Here is a 22,974-nt window from a genome sequence, read left to right as displayed (position 1 = left end):
AAAACCCCACACCGGTGTGAACCAGCGCGGGGTTTTAAGGGGTCGATCAGGCCAGGCCTCAGGAATTGAGACCTGGTCGGGATCTGGCCGGCATCACATCATGCCGCCCATGCCTCCCATACCGCCCATGCCACCCATGTCCGGCATGCCGCCACCGGCTTTCTCGTCTTCCGGCTCATCTGCAACCATCGCCTCAGTGGTGATGATCAGAGAGGCCACAGAAGCCGCAGCCTGCAGTGCAGAGCGGGTTACCTTGGCAGGATCCAGGATACCCATCTCCAGCATATCGCCGTATTCTTCAGTGGCAGCGTTGTAACCGAAGGCGCCCTGACCTTCTTTTACCTTGGCTACAACAACAGAAGACTCACCACCGGCGTTGAATACGATCTGACGCAGCGGAGCTTCCATGGCACGGCGCAGAATGTTTACACCGGCTTTCTGCTCTTCGTTGATCGCATCTACCTTGTCCAGCGCAGCAATGGCGCGGATCAGGGTAACACCACCACCAGCTACGATGCCTTCTTCAACGGCAGCGCGGGTAGAGTGCAGCGCGTCTTCAACGCGGGCCTTCTTCTCTTTCATTTCCACTTCAGAGCCAGCACCGATCTTGATCACAGCAACACCGCCAGCCAGCTTGGCTACGCGCTCTTGCAGCTTCTCTTTGTCGTAGTCAGAGGTGCTGTCTTCGATCTGCTTGCGGATCTGCTCAACGCGGGCTTCGATGTCGCCCTGCGCGCCGGCACCGCCGATCAGAGTGGTGTTTTCCTTGGTCACGTTAACGCGCTTGGCAGTACCCAGGTCGTCCAGAGTGGTGTTCTCCAGAGTCAGGCCCACTTCTTCGGAAATCACAGTACCACCGGTCAGAATGGCGATGTCCTGCAGCATTTCCTTACGACGGTCACCAAAGCCCGGCGCTTTAACAGCGTTGACCTTCACGATGCCACGCATGTTGTTGACAACCAGAGTGGCCAGCGCTTCGCCTTCGATGTCTTCAGCGATGATCTGCAGTGGCTTGCCAGCCTTGGCGACAGCTTCCAGCACCGGAAGCAGCTCGCGGATGTTGGAGATTTTCTTGTCAACCAGCAGGATGTACGGATCGTCCAGCTCGGCAGACATGTTGTCCTGGTTATTGATGAAGTACGGGCTCAGGTAACCGCGATCGAACTGCATACCTTCAACCACGTCCAGCTCGTCTTCCAGGCCACGGCCTTCTTCAACGGTGATCACGCCTTCTTTACCAACACGCTCCATCGCGTCTGCGATGATGCGGCCGATTGTCTCGTCGCCGTTGGCAGAAATGGTGCCTACCTGGGCAATGTTGCGGCTGTCGTCGCACGGAGTGGCCATCTCGCGAATGGCTTTCACGGCTTCAGCGGTGGCTTTGTCGATGCCGCGCTTCAGGTCCATCGGGTTCATGCCGGCGGTGACCGCCTTGATACCCTCGCTCACAATGGCCTGAGCCAGAACGGTTGCGGTGGTGGTGCCGTCACCGGCAGTTTCGTTGGCCTGGGAAGCAACTTCCTTGACCATCTGGGCGCCCATGTTCTCGAACTTGTCTTTCAGCTCGATCTCTTTGGCGACTGATACACCGTCTTTGGTCACGGTAGGTGCGCCAAAAGACTTCTCCAGAACCACGTTACGACCTTTCGGCCCCAGAGTTACCTTAACCGCGTCTGCCAGGACATTTACGCCTGCAACCATACGCTTACGGGCACTATCACCGAATTTAACTTCTTTAGCTGCCATGTCTTCTGTTCCTGTTCGTTAAACCGAATTTGAACCCATCGGATTAATGAGCGTTATTGCCTGTCGCTTATGCGATCACTCAAGCACGCCGTAAATGTCGCTTTCGCTCATGATGAGCAGCTCTTCACCGTCAACCTTTACGGTGTTACCAGCGTACTGACCGAAAACCACGGTGTCACCGACCTTGACTGCCAGTGCACGGGTTTCGCCATTGTCCAGAATGCGGCCATTGCCCACAGCGATCACTTCGCCCTGGGACGGCTTCTCTTTGGCATTACCCGGCAGCACGATGCCACCTGCAGTTTTCTCTTCCTCTTCCTTACGGCGCACGACAACTCGATCGTGTAACGGACGAATTTTCATTGCTCTGCTTCTCCAGTAGCCACATTCATCATGCGGCAATGACAGTTACATGTTTAAAAGTGTCTGACCGGAAAACCCGGCCCGACAAATTGCCCGGACTGCCAAGCAACTGAAAGACAGTACTTTTCAGCCCGCGGCGAATCTGTGCAATCTAAATGGGGCTCGCCACTGTGTTTTCAACACCCCTCAACGAAAAAAATTACTTTTTTTCGAGCTTGTCCCGGTCTGAATCGGTCTGATCCTGAAACTCACCTTCAATAATGTCGCCGTTGGCATCCCGATCAAACGGCCGCTGCGGTCCGAACGGCCCATGAGCGTCAAAAGGCCCCTGCCCGAAAGGCCCGGCACCACCGCCAGCCCGAAAGAAAAAGCTCCGGCTTTGAGCCTGCCCGGCAACCGTCATCCGCGTCAGCGCCTTGGCCGCCAACCAATGCCGGGACCCCGGCAACAAACAGGCAAAACCCACCGCATCGGTAATAAAACCGGGCGTCAGCAGCAGCGCACCGCCCACGGCCAGAATCAACCCCTCGGCCACCTCCTTCGCCGGCAGCTCACCGCTGTTCAGTCGCTGATTCGCCCGCAACAACGTTGCCAATCCCTGCTGGCGCAGTAACCAGGCACCAATCACTGCGGTCAGTAACACCAGACCGATGGTGTTCAACACCCCGATCATGCCGCCGACTTTGATCAGAACCACCATCTCGGCGATGGGCAAAATAATGAAAAGAAACAGGAAAACGGGCAAAATGCCTCCTAATAAAAACGCTCAGACACACAGAGAACCTAAAACCACCTCTGAACTTAATTAGGGCAAACCATGAAACTTCAAGATTCCGTTATTGCAATCACCGGCGGCGGCCAGGGACTGGGCCGCGCCATGGCCGAATACCTGGCAGCCAAAGGCGCCAAAATCGCTCTCATCGACCTGATGGAAGACAAACTGACCGAAGCAGCAGAAGCCTGCAAAGAAGCCGGCAGCGATGCCAAAACCTACGTGTGCAACGTCGCTAAAGAAGACGATGTTGAAGCCACCTTCCAGGCCATCATCAACGACTTCGGCCACCTGAACGGCCTGGTGAACAACGCCGGCATTCTGCGCGACGGCCTGCTGGTGAAAGTTAAGGACGGCAAACTGGAAAAACGTATGGAGCTGGCCCAGTGGCAATCGGTCATCGACGTCAACCTCACCGGTGTTTTCCTGTGTGGCCGTGAAGCCGCCACCCGCATGATCGAAAACGGTGACCAGGGCGCCATCATCAACATCGCCTCCATCTCGCGCGCCGGCAACATGGGCCAGAGCAACTATTCTGCCGCCAAGGCCGGCGTGTCTGCCCTGGTACCGGTCTGGGCCAAGGAACTCGCCCGCTACGGCATCCGCTGCATGGGCATCGCCCCGGGCTTCATCGAAACCGAGATGACCGCCTCCATGAAACCGGAAGCCCTCGAGAAAATGACCGCAGGCATTCCGCTCAAGCGCATGGGCAAGCCGGAGGAAATTGCCTCTGCCGTGGCATTCATCTTGGAGAACGACTACGTCTCCGGCCGCATGATCGAAGTGGACGGCGCCCTGCGCATCTAGCCGGAAGCTGATAGTAAGCCCTGAGACTCTGAATGGACACGTTCGAGAACGAACCCACTAAAGAGCAGAAAATCTGGCAGGTAGTGGCCGCAATCCCGGAAGGGAAAGTGGCCAGCTACGGTCAGGTAGCCGCCATGGCCGGCCTCGGCCGGCAGGCGCGCTTTGTTGGCCGGGCCCTGGGCACGCTGCCCTCCGGTCACAGGATTCCCTGGCATCGGGTTATCCGGAGCAACGGTCAGATCGCTTTTCCTGAAGGTACGGAAACCTGCCAACTCCAAACCGAGAAGTTAAGATTGGAAGGTGTGGATGTGAATAAAGGAAGGGTAAAGATGAAAGACTTTCAGTGGCAGCCCTGAGCCGAACGCCCAGGGCCGCACTGATATTACTGCAGACTCAGATCAAACCGCCTTGGCAGCAATGATCTTGTCGTGCCACTCAACCGGGCCGGTCTGGTGCACAGAGCTGCCGCGGGAATCTACCGCTACAGTGACCGGCATATCTTCCACTTCAAACTCGTAGATGGCTTCCATACCCAGCTCTTCGAAGGCGACAACTTCTGCCCCCTTGATCGCTTTGGACACCAGGTAGGCCGCACCGCCAACCGCCATCAGATACACAGCGCCGAATTCTTTGATGGCGTCGATCGCTACCTGACCTCGCTCAGCCTTGCCGATCATGCCGGTCAGGCCGGTTTTCTCCAGCATGGTACGAGTGAACTTGTCCATCCGGGTTGCGGTGGTGGGACCTGCCGGGCCAACCACTTCTTCACGGATCGGATCTACTGGGCCCACGTAATAGATGAAGCGGCCTTTAAGATCCACCGGCAGCTCTTCGCCGCGCTCAATCATATCCACCATCTTCTTATGGGCGGCATCACGGCCGGTCAGCATCTTGCCGGACAACAGAACAGTTTCACCCGGCTGCCAGTCTTTCACGTCTTCCGGGGTGACGGTGTCCAGATTCACCCGGCGAACATTGGCGCCTACTTCCCAGGTAATTTCCGGCCAGTCGTCCAGGCTCGGCGGTGTCTGCAGTGACGGGCCAGAACCATCCAGCGTGAAATGGGCATGACGAGTAGCCGCGCAGTTCGGAATGATCGCCACCGGCTTGTTGGCCGCGTGGGTCGGGAAATCCTTGACCTTCACATCCAGCACCGTGGTGAGGCCGCCCAGGCCCTGAGCCCCGATACCCAGCTCGTTCACCTTCTCGAACAGCTCCAGGCGCAACTCTTCCGCACGATTGGATGCGCCACGAGCCTGCAACTCATGAATATCGATCGGCTCCAGCAGGGACTCCTTCGCCAGCTCCATGGCCTTCTCGGCCGTACCGCCAATACCGATGCCCAGCATGCCGGGCGGACACCAGCCGGCGCCCATCTGCGGCACCATTTTCAGCACCCAGTCCACCACCGAGTCAGACGGGTTCAGCATGGCAAACTTGGACTTGGCTTCGGAACCGCCGCCCTTGGCCGCAACGTGCACTTCAACGGTGTTACCCGGAACCATCTTGTAGTGAATGATGGCCGGGGTGTTGTCCTTGGTGTTCTGACGCTTACCGTCCGGGTCTGCCAGCACGGAGGCGCGGAGCACGTTGTCCGGGTGGGTGTAGGCGCGACGGACGCCTTCATTGATCACATCGTCCAGCGGCTTATCGCACTCGAACTTCACATCCATACCGATATTTACGAACACGGTCACGATGCCAGTGTCCTGGCAGATCGGACGATGGCCCTGGGCGCACATGCGGGAGTTGATCAGAATCTGGGCGATGGCATCCTTCGCCGCCTGGGACTCTTCCCTCTGATAGGCCTCATAAACAGCCTGAATAAAATCCTTCGGGTGGTAATAGGAAATGAACTGGAGCGCATCGGCTACGCTTTCGATCAGGTCGTCCTGGCGGATTACGGTGGTCATAGTCGCCTCATCAGCTTTCTGATTATCGGAAGTGCGCGGAGCCGCCGAAGCAGCCCTGCTTATAAAGGAAGCGAGAGTTTACCAGAAAATTCTGCAAGCGAGTGATGAGACGGAAGGCGAAAGGGCTATCACCACCAATGGGAGAACCTATGGTGACGGCATGGGCATTTTCGAAACAAATTGTTAAAACCGCCAGTCGCGGGCACAGCAACACTCGACAAACGTCCAAAGGCCCACTATTTTTCAAGGAGGCCACTCCAACCGTGCGAGGAGCGACTCCAAAAGCAGAATCACACTTTTGGCTGATCAACACTTGCCAGACTGTCGCTATAGTCGAAGCTACAGAAATTGGCTTAAAGTGCTGGCTACAAATTCAGACAACAAGCAGAACAGGCAAAAGAACGGAATTCAGGGGCCGACCGGTTCCGTCTAAGCCGGATATAACGACACAACAACAGGAAAAGGTTCCACCCATGTTCAAGAAAACTCTAATAAGTCTTGCCGTGGCTTCTTCCCTTGGGTTGACGGGCTGTTTAGACAGTGGTTCCACCGGGAACAATGCGAATCCGGATTATCAGATTACTGACACAACTATCGACCGCAGCATAGTACGACCTATATTTGACCCTAACCCCCTTTCGGAAACCTTCAGCGTACCCACGCATTTTGACCTTCTGCTACTGTTAGGAGCGACTCAGGACGCTAACCACGACTTCACCGCCCCCGCTTCCGGCCCTGAGCCTGTCAAAAGCGCGCTGAACAGCCTGTCTGGATTTTCCACAACCAGCGCTTTTAACGTTCGTTTTGATGGGGAACTGAATGCAGGTTCTGTAGTTGCTGGTCAAACCGTTTTCTTGATTGCGCTTGAGACAGACTCCCCCCTCAAGGGCACACCTGCAGAACTGGCTCTTCCGGCCGTCAACCCTGCCGATATCGCCGGACTCGCCCCGGACGCGAGTCAGCCTAAGTTCCGTGCAGAAGCCGTCAACGTTGATAACGGCGTTAACAATGCGATTCGCATTACCCCACTGGAACCTCTTGAAGAAGGTCGCAAGTACCTTGTATTGATCGGTAACGGCGTAAAAGGTGCCAATAATAAGAGCATTGACCAATCTATCCAGGGTCGCGCTCTCGGCGAAGGCACCTTGGGCAACACAGCTCTCGAAAATGTAAAAGCCATTGTCAGCGGCCTGAACAAGCTCGGCACGTCAATTCTTGCGCCTGCGGGACAAGAGGTCGCCCTTGCGTATTCATTTACCACGAACGCAGATTCACAAGTACTGCGTACAATGATGACCCCCCTGGTCTCCGCTACAAAACTGGGACAGCAGATCGGCTTTACCGCACAGTTAAAAGCTGTGAGAGATGTCTACACTGACCTGAACTTTTCGCAGCTGACCACAAAGTTGAAAGAGCTGGGAACCAAGGCAGCACAAGTCGGCGCCGGAAAACTGGACATCAGCACACTGCCGCCCGAGGAACAGCAGGTCATTGGTAAACTTAGCCAACTGTCCGCAATAACAACTGAAACAAACCTCACCGCTGCGGTGACGGATGAAGTTAATAACGGAACCATTCACCTGCCTCAGCCACGCCCCAACCTGTTCCTGAACAATAAGCCGGCTACCGATCTGCTGACCATTCAAGGGCTGGCATTGCAGGCAAGTCAAAGCGGCACACCGAACCTGATTGTGGACGCTGCAGCACAGGTCACTGTTGCCGAAGGTGCTATACAACTGCCTTACTTCCAGCACCTGCCTGGCACTTCAGGTAGCGGCCTTACCGACGGCAGCTGGCAGGGCAACACCACTCTAGAAGCAAATCTAAACGCAACGCTAAGCCCCGATGGCAACGATCTATTCCAGTTCCTGCGCGATGGCCGGAACGCCGATGGCTCCGTTGGTCCGCTGAACGTGAATGGCAACTTCCCATTCCCGGAGAAGCAGGCTGATACAACCGTGCCTATCGTTGTTTTCCTGCCCTCACTGGAGGATGCCAACACAGCAGACATTGAGCGTCCAACCACTTGTGGCGATCCGGTCGCACCTAACGGCATCACTATTTTCCAGCACGGCATTACCGTTGACCGCAGCGCATCCATGCTCCCTGCCATTCTTCTGGCACAGAAGAGCTGCCAGGCGGTTGTTGCCATTGACCAGCCACTTCATGGGCTTGGCGGAAGCACCGTCGGAACAGTCCCTGGTTTGACGCCATTGGATGAGAGCGCCGTGCTGGCAAATGCCCAAGGAACACTCCAAGCCTATTTTACAGCTCTTGGTGGCGCAGCAAATGTTCCTGTAGCATGCAGTGCTGCAAACCTTGCAGATCCAAATACCCCAGAAACCATCCAGTTCGCCTGCCTGCAAGTTGATGGCATGAGCAAGCTGCTTGAGGCCGACTATACCGGAGAACGTCACTTTGGCTTTACCAGAGATATGGCGGCAGCTGGCGTTGCCGCAAAGAGCGCAGCGGACATTACCGCAGTGTCGTCTGGAAGCCTCTTTATTAACCCTGGCAACATGCTTAATGGCCGAGATAACCTCCGGCAGAGCGTGGTGGATCTCATCAACGTAGCGGCAACCGTAAAACTGATGCCTATCATTGATGTGACTGGCTACGATCAAACTGGAACCCCCACTGGTGTGCCAGATGGATTAAACGACCCCATCCTGAAAGATGTAGGCTCAGTTAACTTTATCGGCCACTCTCTCGGCGGCATCTCAGGTACCGTATTCGCCGCGCTTAGTAATGACCCAGTACTGAACCCGACACTTAACGGCCTGTATGCTTCAGCCGGCAAGAGCATCACCTACCCGAAGCTCGACTCTGTTGTGCTGCACAATACCGGAGGCCAGGTCACCCGCTTGCTGGAGAACTCCCAGACTCGCTCCGGGGATCTACTTGATGGCCTTGCTGCCAACGGCATTACGCAGAAGACCTCAAACTTCGAGAACTTCTTCTACGTATTCCAGTCCGTGGTTGATGGCACTGACTCAGTAAACTTCTCACTGGAGCTTGGCAACTCAACGGATAACCTGCTCATCACCTCTGTGACCGGTGACAGTACGGTTCCGAACGAGGCAAACGTCAACCCTCTTGGCAACGCTTACCCAGCACCACTAGCGGGCACAGAGCCAATGATGGCCCTGATGGATATTGGCCAAGGCGGATTGGAGTTGGCTGATCGCAGCGAAGGACTGTCGCTTGTCGACTCCGACAACAATACAACTCAGGCGTTACCTGCTGCCTCCTTCTTTGCCGGCACCAATCCCTGCACCCAGGCCAATCACGGCACCTTCGTGGGACCGATTGTTGACAATGAAAATTGTGAGGGTGGCAAAGCAGTTACCAGTACAGCCTTCGCTGCCATGGTTGCTCAAACCATCGGAGCAGTGTCTGGCTCGGGCCTCGCCTTTGGCGGTGACGCAACAGCAGCTTCGGTTCTTGGTGCAGAATCGGCCGGAGCCATCGGCCTGTCTCTCGGCGTGAGCCCAACTCTGGACCGCGCATTGGACCAGGACAAAGCCCAATAAAACCAAATATAAGTTAGCTTAATGAATACAGCCCCGGCACATGCCGGGGTTTTTTTTTATCCTAGTATGCATTACCTAATCCCTCCCCCTACCATAACCGCACGTTTGTACCACTTTCCCAAAACCGCTTGTCCCCATGGACGTTAAACGATCAGGAGCGATCTCATGCGTGCAGCACCCTCCCCAAAAACCTTTGGCCTGTTAGCTTTTGTTGCAATACTGGCGGCATGTACCGCTGCCGTCACCCCGGAATGGGTGGCCACGTACAATCACGGCGCTACATCCAGCGATAACCGCATAACCTGGCTAAACGATATGGTTGTCGACAGCTACGGTGATGTGCTGGTTGCTGGCACAGCCAACCAAACCGGTCTGTCCGAGCGGCAGGAAGAGGCCGTGTTCGTCAAGTTCTCCCCAACCGGTGATCGGCTGTGGGTGGGCACTGCCTCGCTGCAACGCACTGACGACAACGGTTCAGCACGGTTTTTCGATGATACCCGAGCGCTGGTAGCAGACAATCAGGGCAACCTCTACAGCATTGCGATCACCCAGCGTACAACCGATAACAGCACCGGGTTCACCTCTCATCTCGTTAGCTTCGACCGCAACGGAGAGCAACGTTGGACCCGAAAGTTGAGTGATCAGGAAGACATGCGAGCGCTGGCTATTAATGGTGATCAGGTTGTCGTTTCCGGGCTTTCAACCCAGCGTTTCAGTCTGACCGGCGACAAGCTTTCACACGTTGACCACCCTGAACACTCCGCCTGGCACATTGCATTCAGCAGCAACGGAAACTATGCCCTTACAGGGGGCTGGAAAATCAGCCTGTTCTCAGCTGCCGGTGAACTGCTGTGGCAAGCAGACGCCGACGAAGAGGGCACGGCACTCGGGGAATCACTCTTTACCATGGACGGCGACTTGATCACCACGCAATCTGTGGAACCTCGTGGCGCAGGCCTGGTAACCCGCTGGAACCAGAACGGCCAGAAGCTTTGGCAAAAGACCCTGACAGCACCGGCGTCAAGCTACGGCCTGATGGGGCCGGTTCTGGTGGCGGAAGACTATCGGGGCGACCTTTATGTTGTTACGTCTAACGCTGACGGGCGCCGAATCGCCAAAATGGATGGCCTGGGCGGCTTCTACTGGAACAAAGCCAATCGCAACGGCATTGTTCAGGATATGGCGTTGATCAATGGTGAGGTGTTTGTAGTCGGTGACGGCCGCAATGAGAAATACGACACCAACGGCCAGCTGGTTGCAGAAAGCAAAACCGGCCGCGCCGTGCAGATTACCCAGGGCCGTGTGGCTGTAGATGGCGATCACATTTACGCAGGGTATGCAGCCACCATGGACGGCGGCATGGGGCTGCACGTCTCCCAGTTCAAGAACCGATAACCCTCCGTTAACGGAATAGAATGGGGTGGCCCAGCTGATTCTGGCTGTGGCCATCCCCCCGATCCCCCTCAACCACCATCCTCCGCGCCTTAATCTGAGGATGCTCCGCCGCTTCCTCAATCGTCAGCACAGGCTCCACGCAGGCATCCACCTCGGCAAAAATCACCCGCCACTCGGCAAACGTCTTGGCCGCTAGCCTTTCCTTGATAACCGCCTTCAGCTTTTGCTGATGTTCTGGATTCTGGCTCATCGTCAAGCTCTTCATCTCGCCAATACCCAGTGTGTCGCACAGCCGCGCTGAAAACTGCGGCTCCAGGCTGCCCACGGAGAGCCAGCGGCCATCACTGGTCTGGTAGTAATCGTAGAAGGTGCCGCCGTTGAGCATACCGCTCTCTGGCTTCTGAGGCTGCCCGCCTGCCAGAGCGGCCGAGCCGGCCATGGCGTTCAGGGCAAAGGCGGCGTCGGTCATGCTGATGTCGATGAAAGCGCCCTGCCCGGTTTGCTGGCGCTGGATCACAGCGGCAAGAATGCCCATGACCGCGTGGTGGGAGCCGCCCGCCACGTCGGCGATCTGAATACCCATGGGTGGCGGGCCGCTGTCGGCACGTCCGCAATGACTGGCAACGCCAGAGAGAGCCAGGTAGTTGATGTCGTGGCCGGCACGGTCTTTGTAGGGGCCAGTCTGGCCATAGCCCGTGATGGCGCAATAAATGAGATTGGGGTTGATCGCCTTGAGGGCCTCATAGCCTATACCCAAACGATCCATCACACCGGGGCGAAACTGCTCCACCACGATGTCGTATTCCTGCACCAGTTCTTTGACCTTCTCCACACTGCCTTCCTGCTTCAGGTTGAGCGACAAAGTCTGCTTGCCCCGGCTAAGGTAGGAATAGGTGGTGCTGAACTTGCCATCAAAGGGGGGCATGACCTTGGTCAGGTCTACCCGGTCTGGAGCTTCTACCCGAAGCACTTCCGCGCCCATGTCTGCCAGCATCATGGTGGCGTAGGGCCCGGGCAACAGGGTGCTGAAATCCAGAATCTTGAGGGTACTGAGTGGGCCTGACATGGCGGTCTCCTTTAGGTATGGCGGGTGCCGGTTGGGTCGGTCTCGTTATTCGGGTTTATGCTGCCGTGTTTTGCCATCGGGGCCAACTGCCGGTTCCTTCATTCCAATTGGCCGTTTCTTCCATTTAACCAACATCTCTGGTGGTTGCATTGTCTCACCGGCCACTTATGATGAACGTCGTTTCTACGGATGGTTCTGGTTATGTCTACCCTTACGGTTTCCAAGCATTTTGTCGAGGCATCCCTGTCGGGGGCCGAACGTCTCGGGCTGGATGCTCGCCTGTTGCTGCACGAAGCCGGCATTTCACCGGATTTGCTGCGCATTGAAAAAGCCCGGGTAAACAGCGACCAGTTCAGCCGGTTGATGCAGGTTATCTGGAGCCGGACCGACGATGAGTTTATGGGCATGGGGCCACGGCGAGCGCGGTATGGCACCTTTGCCACGATGTGTGCGCTGGTAATCAACTGCCAGACGCTCGAAGAAGTATTCCAGCAGGCATTCCGGTTCTCCCGGCTATTTGAGCCGATGGTCAGCATGGAGCTTGAAGCCAACGACACCAATGCCCGCCTGGTGAGCCGCATCGAGGGTGAACTCCACGACCCCGCCTATTTCCTCCAGGAGAGCATTCTGGTGATCTGGCACAGGCTGGGCAGCTGGCTGATCGGGCAGCCGGTGGAGCTGGAGAAAGCGGAATTCAGTTACCCTCGGCCGGAGCATGGTGATGAATACCGGCACATATTCCGCTGCCCGCTGTCGTTTGAATCCGATTGCACTGCCCTCACCTTCAGCAAGCGCTTTCTGTCTGCCCCGGTGATTCGAGACAAGCCGGAGATGCGGCAGTTTCTGAAAACCTCGCCTGCGGATTTACTGTCACGCCCTGATGAAAGCAACACCTGGACGGGCCGTATCCGTGGATTGATTGGTCGGGACTTTTCGAAACCCATGCCCGATTTCGACTGGATAGCCCAGGAGCTGCACACCAGCCCGCAAACTCTGCGGCGGCGTTTAAAGCAGGAGAACACATCGTTTCAGGAGATCAAGGATTTACTGCGGCGAGACATGGCCATCTACTACCTGAGCCATCAGGAGCTGCCCATTAATGATATAGCCGAACGGGTCGGTTTTACCGAGCCATCCACCTTCCACCGGGCGTTCAAGAAGTGGACCGGTGTTACCCCGGGCGCCTGGCGGGAAGGCGAACGGGGTGATCTGGCACACTGATCAGCTTCAGGCGCCGCCGCTGCCCTGCTGCAAATTACGGATGAGGCGGCCCAGGGTCCGGGCAATGTCACTGACCTGCCCCTGGTTCTGTGCCAACTGAAACAGACGGGAGCCATCTCTGGGATCGTAGATCCAGCAAGCACCCACTGCCGGCTCACAGTCCCATCGGGGCTGCGGGTTCACCCCGTAGACCGGTAACGAGCTGGTTGTTCGAACAGTGGTGCCGTCTATCTCCCTACGAATTTCCTGAATGTTCAGAGCACTGTCGTTCAGGGTGACCCGATACTGAATATCCGCCGGCCGGTCCAGCCGGACGACCGTTTTGTCCTTTCGCCAGCCGGTGGCATCCAGCAACGCGTTAAGGTGAATGGTCAGGGCTTCCCGATCGGATTTGGCAAGATACAGGCGTTTCAGGGTTTGCACATCTTCCCCGCCAGCAGGCTCAATGATGGCCACCGGCTCCTTGACCCCGCCATCACCTTCCGCAAGCGCGCGGGCGGTCGCCTTGCTTTCCTTTTCAATGTCAGTGATCAGCTTCAGGGATTCCTGATAATGCTGCCCTTCTGCCCCCACGCGACTGACGTAGGCCTCCAGGGCGGAGCGCGCCTCGTTCAGGCGCTGGGCTTGCAACATGGCTCTACCACGGTAATAGAAGTAGTCGGCCGGCTTTTCTCCTTCCATGGTCTGCAGGCGGTTCAGGTATTCGCCCGCTTCGCTCCAGCGGCCGGCACTGACCGACTCTTCGGTGGCCAGCATCAAACGACGGATTTCATGTTCCGGCTCCAGAGCCTGAGCCTGCCCGGAAAACACCACCAGGGCGGAGGACAACACCATGCCGGTCAGCCATAAACGGGCTACCGGCGCACGCCGCTTACTTGTTAAAAACATACCGCTACTCCTGCTTGCTTTCTGTGCTGTCTTGCAACGCTTCTGCCGGCTCAACCTCGCGGCGGGGCTCAGCGGGTTGAGATTCATCCATATCGTCGGGATCATCAGCGTCCACTTCGGCCTGGTCCACGATATTTTTGGACAATTCCTTCTTCACCCGAACACCCAACTCAACAAACCGGTTCGCTTGAGAAATGAGATTACCACGGCCTCGGGTCAGGGTATTCATCGCATTATCGTACGTACCCTGGGCGGTGTGTAGCTGGCTGCCCAGGCGCTCCATGGCTTCCACAAATACCCGCAACTTGTCATACACGGCACTGGCCCGGTCGGCGATGCGACGGGCATTCTGGCTCTGGCGTTCATAACGCCAGATGTTTTCTATGGTTCGCAATGTGGCCAATAAAGTGGTAGGTGTTACCACAATAATCTTTCGTTCGAAGGCTTCTGCGAACAGGTTCTCGTCCTGCTGGAATGCCGCCACAAAAGCCGGCTCAATGGGCATGAACAGGAACACAAAATCGGGCGAATGCAGGCCGCTGAGCTGGCTGTAGTCTTTCTCACTCAGAGTACGGATGTGGTTGCGTACCGCTTCTACATGCTGCTTCAGGGCGTCTGCCCGGGCGTCGTCATCCTCGGCGATCACCCACTGCTGGTAGGCCACCAGAGACACCTTGGAGTCCACCACCAGATTGCGCTGATCCGGCAGGTGCACGATCACATCCGGTCGCAGCAGCTGGTTATCACCGTCCCGATAGCTGCCCTGAGTTTCGTACTCCACGCCTTTACGCAAACCCGAGCGTTCCAGAACCCGCTCGAGAATCAACTCCCCCCAGTTGCCCTGAACCTTCTTGTCGCCTTTCAGGGCTTTGGTGAGGTTGGCGGCTTCTTCGGTGATCTGCCGGTTCAGATCCTGAAGGGATTTGATTTCACTGCGCAAGGCCTGGCGATCACGGGTTTCGGTGGTGTACACGTCTTCAACCCGCTTGCGGAAATCCTGCAACTGGTCCCGGAACGGGTTGAGCAGAGAATCCAGGCTGGCTTTGGATTGCTGGCTGAAGCGTTCACTTTTCTGGTCGAAGATGCGATTGGCCAGGTTCTCGAATTCCTGCTTGAGGGCATCCCGGTTCTTTTCCAGCAACTCCAGCTTCTCGCCCGTGTTTCGGCGTTCTTTCTCGAGGGTGACTTCCTGCTCCCGCAGGTCTGCCTTGAGTTCGGAAACCTGGTCCCGCCAACCGTCAATCGCACGCTCCAGTTTTTCAGCCCGGGTTTGCTGCTCACTCAACGAGCGTTCCAGGTAGCCCACTTGCTGGTCGTGCAAAGCGCTAGCCTGGTTTACCTCGGCCAGTTGCCGGCGCAACCGACTGCGTTCCACCAGGCTGCGAAACAACAAGCCCAAAACCAACAGGCAACTAACCAACAACGCGACCAACCCGCCCGCAGCGATGTCTGGCCGGGCGATGATGATTTGGGTAAATGCCTCAAGCACGGGCCATTTCTCCTTGAAATGCGGTGGGTTTATTCAATACTGATAGCAAAGACCAAAGCCTGACAGTCTACCCCAATGCCGGAACCTTTTGCTCCATACCGGGACAAAGCCTCAGAGACGGCATCGACTGATTGGCATTTAGCGCAATTGCGCCGTTTGTTCTATGGACGCAAGATAAAAATTCATCTAAAACCATGGAACACATCGTATAACGCTTTAGTGGTCAATTTACTGGGCGCCCAATGGCGGGAACAGAGCATGTTCAAAGAACTCTGGAGAAAACTCGGAGCAGATTTCCTGCAGGCCAGCAGCCCGGAGGACGATCCGGAGTGGGCGAAAGAGCAGCCATCCGGCCGTAGAAGCGGCGTGAAGCTCCTGCCCCATATCACCCATACTGGCGAGTTCCACCTGGAACGGGTAACCACGTTGTTGCGTGCACGCTACGGACAATCGTTTACGGCCCCGGATAACGCCGCCGAGGATGACCGCACCCTGAAAGAAGTGATCGGCTTTGCATCCCGCATTCAGGATCAGGACATTCAAAGAGAGCTGCTGCTTTTTTACCTGAATTGCTCACCGGTTATTCAGGAATACCTGCGCTCGGAAACCCCCCTGGGCAAAGGCCCGTTCCTCGGCAGCTAAACCCCGCCTTAACCATCTGTAAAGTCGCGATACAGGCGGCTTGTAGTATACTCTCCCACCTGACCGACAACACATCCAGTGGCTGCCCGGAGTCCAACACCGGTTTATAAGCGCAGCCAATTCAGGGGACATTCATGGGTTACACGTTCTTGCGGCCCCGGATTTTGCTCGCATCCGGGGTATCAGCACTGATGATTGCGCTGTCCGGGTGCGCAGCGGATCACTATTTCATGGTGCCTAAGGAAGGGGTTGAAGACATCCGCACTGCGGTCAACAAACAGCGCGCCACGCTGGTCACAATGGAGAGTAATGCGGGGGTGCGCCAAGAGCAGTTGCTGAACCAGAGCCAACAGGCCACCCAGACCATTCTGGACGCCATCTCGACCCAGGTCGAAAAGCCTAGCTGCCCGCCACCCGTGGTTCGGCAAAGCTGCCCCCCGCCCCCTAAAGACACCGGTCGGGCTGATCGCCTGAAAGGGAAAGTGGTAGTCGGAGAAGTCGAAAAACTGTTCCTGGCAGACCCGGGCATTGTTTACACCGCGCGTATAGACAGCGGTGCCGAAACCTCTTCCATTCATGCTCGCAACGTTAAACGCTTTGAACGGGATGGTGGCAACTGGGTGCGCTTTGAGGTGCCGGTCCCCGGAGCGGAAAGTGAACAATGGGTAACCATGGAAAAAGAAGTTTCCCGCCGGGTGAAGATCATCCAGTCGGCAGCCGACGAAGCAGAACGCCGTGTCGTGGTTGAGCTTCAATTTGCCATTGGCGACCACCAGCAGGTTGCCGAATTTACCCTGGCAGATCGTACCAACCTGACTTACGAAGTGCTGATTGGCCGCAACGTACTGCGCGACGTGATGCTCATTGACGTAGGCAAAGAGTTCGCCACTGAACTGCCAAAGTCTTACGTTGACCAAACTTCCACGGGAGACGACGCATGACCGTAAGGTCCCGCATCCCTTTCTATGTGGCTGTATTTCTCCTGATTACAGCGGGCATATCCTTCGCCACCTGGCGCCATATTGAGCTTGGCATCCCGTGGATGACCGGAGAACAACGTCCGGTGTGGATGATTGAAGCCAGGGTAGACTTTGAAGGCCAGGGCGACCCCGCCCAGGTTAACCTGCACATTCCCCAACAACCACCGGGCTTTCGCATCCTGACCGAACAGGCCGCCTCGCCCGGCTATGGATTCTCAATTCTGGAGAGCTCTGGTAGCCGGCGCGCAGAGTGGACCAAACGCGAAGTCACCGGGCCGCAGACGTTGTATTTCAAAGCCCAGTTTGTTCCGGATGAAACCGCGCCCGAACAGCGCCCTGCACGGCCCCCCCGGCCCCAGGCAGTCTTCTGGGAAGAGCCCCAGGCAACGGCCGTGCGCGAACTACTGAGCCAGGCAACGGAACGATCAAGCTCTCCGGAAAGTATGACCCGGGAACTGATTCTGTTGATGCAGCCAGACAACCGCACCCAGAACACAACGCTGCTGGTATCGGATGAAAACTATCTCAGACTGCTGGTTCGCATGCTTAACCACGCGGGCATTGCCGCTCGCACTGCCGACGCGCTGAAGCTGGAAGACGCCCGCCGCCGGCAACAACTGGTGCCCTTCCTGCAGATCTACAACGGCAAGCGCTGGCTGACTTTTGATCCGCGCACGGCCGAACAGGGGGTTCCGGAGAACCTGCTGCTATGGCGACAGGGTTCGGAATCTCTGCTGGATGTACTGGGTGGTGACAACTCACAAGTGAGCTTTTCCATGCTTCGCCAAACGGTACCGGCACTGCAGCTGGCAACCCTGGAGGCAAGTTCCAACGGACTGAGCGTGCTGAGCTTCTACCAGCTTCCCATTGAAGAACAAAGCATGTTCCGCATGTTACTGCTGCTACCCATCGGCGCACTGATGGTCGCCTTCATGCGCATTGTTATTGGCGTGCGAACCTCCGGCACCTTCATGCCGGTGCTGATCGCAGTAGCCTTTGTTCAGACCACCCTGGTGCCAGGGTTGATTGCCTTTCTCTCGGTGGTGGCTATCGGGCTTTTGCTCCGAGGCTACTTGTCGAGCCTTAACCTGCTATTGGTCTCACGGATTTCCGCGCTGATCATTCTGGTCATTTTCATCACCGCCGGGTTGAGCATTGTGGGTTACCAGATGGGCTTTAATACCGGCATGACGGTCACCTTCTTTCCCATGGTGATCATCGCATGGACGATTGAGCGCATGTCGATTCTGTGGGAAGAGGAAGGTCCCCGGGAAGTTCTGGCACAAGGCACCGGCAGTCTGTTTGTCGCCATCTGCGCCTACCTGGCCATGAGCACGCCTCTGGCGGGCCACCTGACGTTCAACTTCCCCGAACTGCATCTGGTGATCCTGGGGCTAATTCTGTTGATGGGCCAGTACACCGGCTACAAGCTCAGCGAACTTCGGCGTTTCACCCCGATGAAGGCCTACGACTGACATGGACTGGATTTCCCCTCGCAGTCTGACCAGGCTCGGAATGCTGAATATGAACCGGCGCAATGTGGATTACATTGCCCGGTACAATGAACGCTCATCCTACCCACTCGTCGACAACAAGCTAAAAACCAAGCTGGCCGTCAGTGAGTACGGCGTGACAACACCAAAGCTGCTGCAGGTAGTTCGCCAGCAACATGAGATTTCCCATTTCCGGGAAATGGCGGAAGACCTTTCAGGGTTTGCCATCAAACCTGCCAAAGGTTCCGGCGGCAAAGGCATCACAGTGATTATCGGGCGAGATGGTGATGACTTCGTCAAAGCATCCGGCGCACGCATATCCGTGGCGATGCTTGAGCGGCACCTGACCAACATTCTGGCCGGGCTTTATTCCCTGGCCGGCACGCCGGATGTCGCGATCGTAGAAAACCTGGTGCAATCCTCTCCTGCTCTGGCGAAGTATTCGTTCCAGGGGGTACCGGATATTCGCATCATCGTGTTTCAGGGTTATCCGGTGATGGCGATGCTGCGCCTGGCCACCAAGGCGTCGGATGGCAAAGCCAATTTACACCAGGGCGCGGTGGGCGTGGGGCTGGATATTGGCACTGGCAAGGGATTGAACGCCGTCCAGTTTAACCGGCCCATCACCTTGCACCCGGATACCGGCCTGACTCTTGAAAACATTCACATTGAGGCATGGGAAGACATGCTGGAAATGGCCGCGCGCTGTTATGAAGCCACCGGGCTTGGCTACATGGGCGTGGATTTGGTCGTCGATGCCCAGGAAGGCCCGCTATTGTTGGAGCTAAACGCCCGCCCAGGGCTTGCGATTCAGATGGCCAATGGCTGTGGACTGCTGCCCCGGCTGAAGAATATCGAAGCTCTGAAACGCCCCCATTTCAGCCCCCGGGAAAGGGCGCAGTATGCGATGGAAGCGTTCAGTAGGCGCTGAGCCCTTCGGGCTCAGGCATAAAAAAACCGGGACTGATGAAGCCCCGGTTTTTTTATGCGACGGTTACCTGATCAGGTCAACTCGCCCCGCTGTATTAACAGCTTTCTTTCATGGGTCAGGCCTTTCATCAGACTCCAACACATAACAAGCAAAACGACCGTAAACGGCAGCCCCGCACTGATGGCAGAAGCCTGAATTGCGCCGAGGGCATCAGCACCTCCACCGAAAATCAGAGCAGCGGCAATCGCCCCTTCCATCACAACCCAGAACACACGCTGTGCGGTCGGCGCATCGGTTTTACCACCTGCAGTGATGCTGTCAATAACCAACGACCCGGAGTCAGAGGACGTAATAAAGAACACCAACACCAGGACAATACCAACAAAGGACATGATGGCGGTCATCGGCAGGTTTTCGAGCATCTGGAACATCGCCAGCGGAACCTCCTGTAAGCCGTTGGCCGCCAACTCACCAATGCCGTTCTGCATCTGATCCAGTGCCGAGCCACCAAAGGTGCTCATCCACACAATGGTAATCAGGGTTGGAATGATCAGCACTGCGGTCACAAACTCACGCACCGTGCGCCCTTTGGACACCCGGGCAATAAACATGCCTACGAACGGTGACCAGGAAATCCACCAGGCCCAATAAAACACAGTCCAGGCACGCATCCAGCCTTCGTCTTCACGGCCAAACGGATTACTGAGCGGTACAAAATTGGCAACATAGCTTGAACTCGTCACCCAAATCGTATCGATAATAGCCATCGTCGGCCCGGCGAATATCACGAACAGCAACAGGACAGCCGCTACAACCATGTTGAAGTTACTGAGCACCTTAACACCGCCGTCCAAGCCGCGAAGCACCGAGATAAGCGCAACGAACGTGACACCGGTAATGATCGCCATTTGCACGTTTACGCCTGACGAGGTGTCAAATAAATAGTCCAGACCAGAAGCGGCCTGCTGTGCACCAAAGCCCAGCGAGGTTGCCAGCCCGAAGATCGTAGCCACAACCGCCAGCACATCAATAATATGCCCGGGCCAGCCCCACACACGATCACGCAACAACGGAAAGAAAGCCGAGCGAATCGTCAGCGGCATATTCTTGTTGTAGGCAAAAAATGCCAGCGACAGTGCCACCACTGCATACACAGCCCATGGATGCAGGCCCCAATGATACATGGTGGCGCCCATGGCCAAGTCCCGGGCCTCGGGCGTTTCCGGTGTCACATTGAATGGCGAAAGGTCCCAGTGCCCGGTGTAATAGGCAACCGGCTCTGCAACCGCCCAGAACATGAGACCGATACCCATGCCGGCCGCAAAGAGCATGGCGAACCAGGACATGGTCGAGAACTCAGGCTTTGCATCCTGGCCACCCAGGCGAATTTTGCCAACTGGCAAAAAGATCAACGAGAGACTGAACACCACAAAGACATTCGCACTCAGGATAAAGAACCAATCAAAATTGTTGATAATCGCGCCTTTGGCGCCGTCCAGGAGTGCTTTCGACTCTCCTGGAAAGATAAGGGTGCCAATAACGAACAGCACCACAATGACTGACGTAACCGGGAACACCCAGTTATGCAGATCGAGACCAAAAGGATTGACATTATCCTGGCCTGCGACGTAATCCGTCTGATATTCGTCTTTCACTACCTCGCCCACGTTGGAGCCTCCTGGTTTTGGTGTGATTGCTGAATATTGCGTGAGTGTCAGATCGTGTGAACCGACCTTCAAATGTTACAAGCGCGTCATCTTATTAGTTTGAGCTCAAAACATCAAAGCAAGTTAAATGTCGCATCCACAAACATAAGCATAGACCAGCTTCAGAAAACACAGCGTAAATTTAGTGACGTATACTTCAGCCATCAACGCGCTCCGGCCTACCAGAGGTAACTATGGCAAAAACCACCACCTTTCCTTTTCGCTACACCGCTTACGCAATCAGTGTTGCCGGGCTGGTCATCTCACTGCCGATCACCCTGTGGGCTGGCTCCGGCTACATCATCCCGGCAATTTTCGCGGCCCTGGCCGCCCTCGGCACCCGGGATCTGCTGCAACGCAGCCATACAGTCAGCCGCAACTACCCAATCATGGCGAACTTCCGATATCTGTTTGAATCTGTAGGCCCGGAAATCCGTCAGTACTTCATTCAGTCCGACACCGAAGAGCGCCCGTTCTCCCGTGAGCAGCGCACGATCGTGTATCAACGCGCCAAAAACGTTCTCGACAAGCGCCCGTTCGGGTCCCAGTTGGGCATGTATGACGAAGGATTTGAGTGGATGAACCACTCGCTGACACCCACCAAACTGACTAACAGCAACTTCCGCATCCTGATTGGCAAAAACTGCGACAAGCCATACAGCGCCAGTGTTTTCAACATCTCGGCCATGAGTTTTGGCTCGCTATCCGCCAACGCCATCCTGAGCCTGAACACCGGCGCAAAGAAAGGCGACTTCTACCACGACACCGGCGAGGGCTCTATCTCCCGCTACCATCAGCAGCCGGGCGGCGACCTGGTATGGGAGATCGGTTCGGGCTATTTTGGCTGTCGCCATCCGGACGGCAGCTTCAACCCCGATATGTTCCAGAAAAATGCCGCCCTTGAGCAGGTAAAAATGATAGAGCTCAAACTATCTCAAGGAGCAAAACCAGGCCATGGCGGTATTCTGCCCGGCGAAAAAGTCACTCAGGAAATTGCCGAGGCCCGGGGTGTCGAGGTCGGCGAAGACTGCATCTCGCCCTCCAGCCATTCTGCGTTTTCGAACCCGATCGAACTGCTTGAATTTATTGAGCAGTTGCGTGAGCTGTCCGGTGGCAAGCCTGTGGGCTTCAAACTTGCCATAGGTCACCCGTGGGAATGGTTCGCCATCGTCAAAGCCATGCTGGCGACTGGCAAGAAGCCCGACTTTATCGTGGTGGATGGCGGCGAAGGTGGCACCGGGGCGGCACCGCTGGAGTTTATCAACCGGCTGGGCATGCCGATGACGGAAGCGTTACTGTTGGTGCATAACACGCTGGTTGGCACCAACCTGCGTGAAGACATCGCCATCGGTGCTGCAGGCAAGATCACCTCAGCCTTTAACATCGCCCGCACCCTGGCGCTGGGTGCAGACTGGTGCAACGCTGCCCGCGGCTACATGTTTGCCCTGGGCTGCATCCAGGCCCTGAATTGCCACACCGGGCGCTGCCCCTCCGGCATTGCTACCCAGGACCCTCGGCGAGGCAACAAGCTGGACGTGCCTCTGAAAAGCGAGCGGGTATACAACTTTCACAAGAACACACTGGATGCCCTGCAGAATCTGCTGGAAGCCTCCGGCCTGAAACATCCCTCTGAACTGGGGCCGGAGCACATTGTGCGCAGGGTATCCAAAACCGAAGTGCACAGTTATCTGGACCTGTTCCCCTTTTTGGAGCCGGGAGCCTTGCTGGAAGGAAAAACCGGGCTGACGGTGTTTGACAAATACTGGGAAAACGCCGAGCCAGATACCTTCGAGCCGCCGGAGTTCATATTGAAACTGAGGGAAACCAAACTGCGCTAGTTTCGGCAAGAAAAACGCCCACCACCTGTTTATTTTTCCCGGGGGCTGGTGTAGACTTCGCTCCCGCTAAGCCACTGAGATAAACCTGTTTTATCGTGGCTTGCGGATTACGGGGCGTAGCGCAGCTTGGTAGCGCACTTGCATGGGGTGCAAGGGGTCGTAGGTTCAAATCCTACCGTCCCGACCAGAAT

18 protein-coding genes and 1 tRNA gene are annotated in these 22,974 nt (G+C 56.3%); 11 read left to right on the top strand and 8 right to left on the bottom strand.

The genetic code is table 11. From position 1 onward, the window contains the following. Window positions 1–93: 93 nt before the first annotated feature. The 3 genes from groL to QPL95_RS00780 all read right to left on the bottom strand — a co-directional run bounded on the left by groL (window position 94) and on the right by QPL95_RS00780 (window position 2,854). A complete protein-coding gene (gene groL, locus QPL95_RS00790) occupies window positions 94–1,746 on the bottom strand; it encodes a chaperonin GroEL (RefSeq protein WP_303289115.1) in 1,653 nt (550 codons plus the stop codon). Window positions 1,747–1,821: 75 nt separating this feature from the next. After that, window positions 1,822–2,109, bottom strand: a complete 288-nt coding sequence (gene groES / locus QPL95_RS00785) for a co-chaperone GroES (protein ID WP_303289114.1) — start codon at window positions 2,107–2,109, stop codon at window positions 1,822–1,824. A gap of 199 nt (window positions 2,110–2,308) precedes the next feature. Next, complete coding sequence (locus QPL95_RS00780) at window positions 2,309–2,854, bottom strand: FxsA family protein (RefSeq protein WP_303289113.1); 546 nt, start codon at window positions 2,852–2,854, stop codon at window positions 2,309–2,311. 72 nt (window positions 2,855–2,926) lie between these two features. Between QPL95_RS00780 and QPL95_RS00775 the strand changes: the two genes are divergently transcribed. Then, window positions 2,927–3,688: an SDR family oxidoreductase gene (locus tag QPL95_RS00775; protein ID WP_303289112.1), complete on the top strand. Its 762-nt coding sequence runs from the start codon at window positions 2,927–2,929 to the stop codon at window positions 3,686–3,688. A 32-nt stretch (window positions 3,689–3,720) separates the two neighbouring features. Next, window positions 3,721–4,044 carry an MGMT family protein gene (locus QPL95_RS00770; protein WP_303289111.1) on the top strand — a complete coding sequence of 108 codons (324 nt, stop codon included), beginning with the start codon at window positions 3,721–3,723 and terminating at the stop codon, window positions 4,042–4,044. A gap of 42 nt (window positions 4,045–4,086) precedes the next feature. Here QPL95_RS00770 and QPL95_RS00765 read toward each other — a convergent pair whose 3' ends face one another. After that, complete coding sequence (locus QPL95_RS00765) at window positions 4,087–5,601, bottom strand: fumarate hydratase (RefSeq protein WP_303289110.1); 1,515 nt, start codon at window positions 5,599–5,601, stop codon at window positions 4,087–4,089. A gap of 473 nt (window positions 5,602–6,074) precedes the next feature. Between QPL95_RS00765 and QPL95_RS00760 the strand changes: the two genes are divergently transcribed. Together QPL95_RS00760 and QPL95_RS00755 are read left to right on the top strand one after the other, a co-directional pair. After that, window positions 6,075–9,134 carry an MECDP-synthase gene (locus QPL95_RS00760; protein ID WP_303289109.1) on the top strand — a complete coding sequence of 1,020 codons (3,060 nt, stop codon included), beginning with the start codon at window positions 6,075–6,077 and terminating at the stop codon, window positions 9,132–9,134. A 165-nt stretch (window positions 9,135–9,299) separates the two neighbouring features. Further along, window positions 9,300–10,529, top strand: coding sequence for a PQQ-binding-like beta-propeller repeat protein (locus QPL95_RS00755; protein WP_303289108.1), 1,230 nt, complete (start codon window positions 9,300–9,302; stop codon window positions 10,527–10,529). Between the two features lie 7 nt (window positions 10,530–10,536). Here QPL95_RS00755 and QPL95_RS00750 read toward each other — a convergent pair whose 3' ends face one another. Further along, window positions 10,537–11,595, bottom strand: coding sequence for a CaiB/BaiF CoA-transferase family protein (locus QPL95_RS00750; RefSeq protein ID WP_303289107.1), 1,059 nt, complete (start codon window positions 11,593–11,595; stop codon window positions 10,537–10,539). A 201-nt stretch (window positions 11,596–11,796) separates the two neighbouring features. Between QPL95_RS00750 and QPL95_RS00745 the strand changes: the two genes are divergently transcribed. Beyond that, entirely contained in the window at window positions 11,797–12,816 is a 1,020-nt protein-coding gene (locus QPL95_RS00745) for an AraC family transcriptional regulator (RefSeq protein ID WP_303289106.1), read from the top strand. A gap of 6 nt (window positions 12,817–12,822) precedes the next feature. On the opposite strand, the gene QPL95_RS00740 is transcribed toward QPL95_RS00745, so the two are convergent. Both QPL95_RS00740 and rmuC read right to left on the bottom strand, forming a co-directional pair. After that, on the bottom strand, window positions 12,823–13,704 hold the full coding sequence (locus QPL95_RS00740) for a hypothetical protein (RefSeq protein WP_303289105.1): 882 nt from the start codon (window positions 13,702–13,704) through the stop codon (window positions 12,823–12,825). A gap of 4 nt (window positions 13,705–13,708) precedes the next feature. Beyond that, complete coding sequence (rmuC, locus tag QPL95_RS00735; protein ID WP_303289104.1) at window positions 13,709–15,193, bottom strand: DNA recombination protein RmuC; 1,485 nt, start codon at window positions 15,191–15,193, stop codon at window positions 13,709–13,711. Between the two features lie 258 nt (window positions 15,194–15,451). Between rmuC and QPL95_RS00730 the strand changes: the two genes are divergently transcribed. The 4 genes from QPL95_RS00730 to QPL95_RS00715 all read left to right on the top strand — a co-directional run bounded on the left by QPL95_RS00730 (window position 15,452) and on the right by QPL95_RS00715 (window position 19,239). Next, window positions 15,452–15,835 (top strand): hypothetical protein, encoded by a 384-nt coding sequence (locus QPL95_RS00730; RefSeq protein ID WP_303289103.1) that lies wholly within the window; start codon window positions 15,452–15,454, stop codon window positions 15,833–15,835. Between the two features lie 134 nt (window positions 15,836–15,969). After that, a complete protein-coding gene (locus tag QPL95_RS00725) occupies window positions 15,970–16,776 on the top strand; it encodes a RimK/LysX family protein (RefSeq protein WP_303289102.1) in 807 nt (268 codons plus the stop codon). After that, on the top strand, window positions 16,773–18,290 hold the full coding sequence (locus QPL95_RS00720; protein WP_303289101.1) for an inactive transglutaminase family protein: 1,518 nt from the start codon (window positions 16,773–16,775) through the stop codon (window positions 18,288–18,290). Before QPL95_RS00725 ends, QPL95_RS00720 begins: the two co-directional genes overlap by 4 nt. 1 nt (window position 18,291) lies before the next feature. After that, window positions 18,292–19,239, top strand: coding sequence for an alpha-L-glutamate ligase-like protein (locus tag QPL95_RS00715; RefSeq protein WP_303289100.1), 948 nt, complete (start codon window positions 18,292–18,294; stop codon window positions 19,237–19,239). Window positions 19,240–19,310: 71 nt separating this feature from the next. On the opposite strand, the gene QPL95_RS00710 is transcribed toward QPL95_RS00715, so the two are convergent. After that, a complete protein-coding gene (locus QPL95_RS00710) occupies window positions 19,311–20,906 on the bottom strand; it encodes a BCCT family transporter (protein ID WP_303289099.1) in 1,596 nt (531 codons plus the stop codon). A gap of 233 nt (window positions 20,907–21,139) precedes the next feature. Here QPL95_RS00710 and QPL95_RS00705 point away from each other — a divergent pair, with 233 nt between their 5' ends. Together QPL95_RS00705 and QPL95_RS00700 are read left to right on the top strand one after the other, a co-directional pair. Then, the gene (locus QPL95_RS00705; protein WP_303289098.1) at window positions 21,140–22,783 is read left to right on the top strand and encodes an FMN-binding glutamate synthase family protein; all 1,644 of its coding nucleotides are present in this window, start codon (window positions 21,140–21,142) and stop codon (window positions 22,781–22,783) included. A 110-nt stretch (window positions 22,784–22,893) separates the two neighbouring features. Continuing rightward, window positions 22,894–22,970, top strand: a tRNA-Pro gene (locus QPL95_RS00700). The last annotated feature ends 4 nt before the right edge of the window (window positions 22,971–22,974 follow it).

Origin of the sequence: Marinobacter sp. SS5-14b (genome assembly GCF_030541005.1) — a bacterium.
In the GTDB taxonomy this organism is placed as follows: domain Bacteria; phylum Pseudomonadota; class Gammaproteobacteria; order Pseudomonadales; family Oleiphilaceae; genus Marinobacter.
The sequence above is the reverse complement of the archived record's forward strand: the minus strand, read 5'-3'. Positions and strand labels throughout refer to the sequence as shown.